Source organism: Kluyvera ascorbata ATCC 33433 (assembly GCF_000735365.1).
Classification (GTDB): domain Bacteria; phylum Pseudomonadota; class Gammaproteobacteria; order Enterobacterales; family Enterobacteriaceae; genus Kluyvera; species Kluyvera ascorbata.
In genome coordinates this window covers 1-610 of sequence record NZ_JMPL01000240.1, presented here as the reverse complement: position 1 = coordinate 610, position 610 = coordinate 1, and the positions used below count along the sequence as shown (strand labels likewise).

Annotated in this window: 1 protein-coding gene; it reads left to right on the top strand. The window is 60.8% G+C overall.

All coding sequences use genetic code 11. The annotated features are described in order from the left end of the window. A partial coding sequence (locus GKAS_RS23380; protein ID WP_035897925.1) for an oligopeptide/dipeptide ABC transporter ATP-binding protein occupies positions 1-610 on the top strand: 610 nt, incomplete at both ends.

Here is a 610-nt window from a genome sequence, read left to right as displayed (position 1 = left end):
TGCAATTCAACGGTCAGGATCTGAAGCGTATCTCTGAGAAAGAGCGTCGCAATCTGGTGGGCGCCGAAGTGGCGATGATCTTCCAGGACCCGATGACCAGCCTCAACCCGTGCTACACCGTCGGCTTCCAGATTATGGAAGCGATTAAGGTGCACCAGGGCGGCAACAAGAGTACGCGCCGTCAGCGCGCCATCGACCTGCTGAACCAGGTGGGTATTCCGGACCCGGCTTCGCGACTGGACGTGTATCCGCACCAGCTTTCCGGTGGGATGAGCCAGCGCGTGATGATCGCCATGGCGATTGCCTGTCGTCCGAAGCTGCTGATTGCCGATGAACCGACTACCGCGCTGGATGTGACCATTCAGGCGCAGATCATCGAACTGCTGCTGGAGCTTCAGCAGAAAGAGAACATGGCGCTGATCCTGATCACTCACGATCTGGCGCTGGTGGCCGAAGCCGCGCACAAAATCATCGTGATGTACGCAGGCCAGGTCGTGGAGACGGGCGCGGCGGGCGATATCTTCCGTGCCCCGCGTCACCCGTACACCCAGGCTCTGCTGCGTGCGCTGCCGGAGTTTGCTCAGGATAAAGCGCGCCTGGCGTCGCTGCC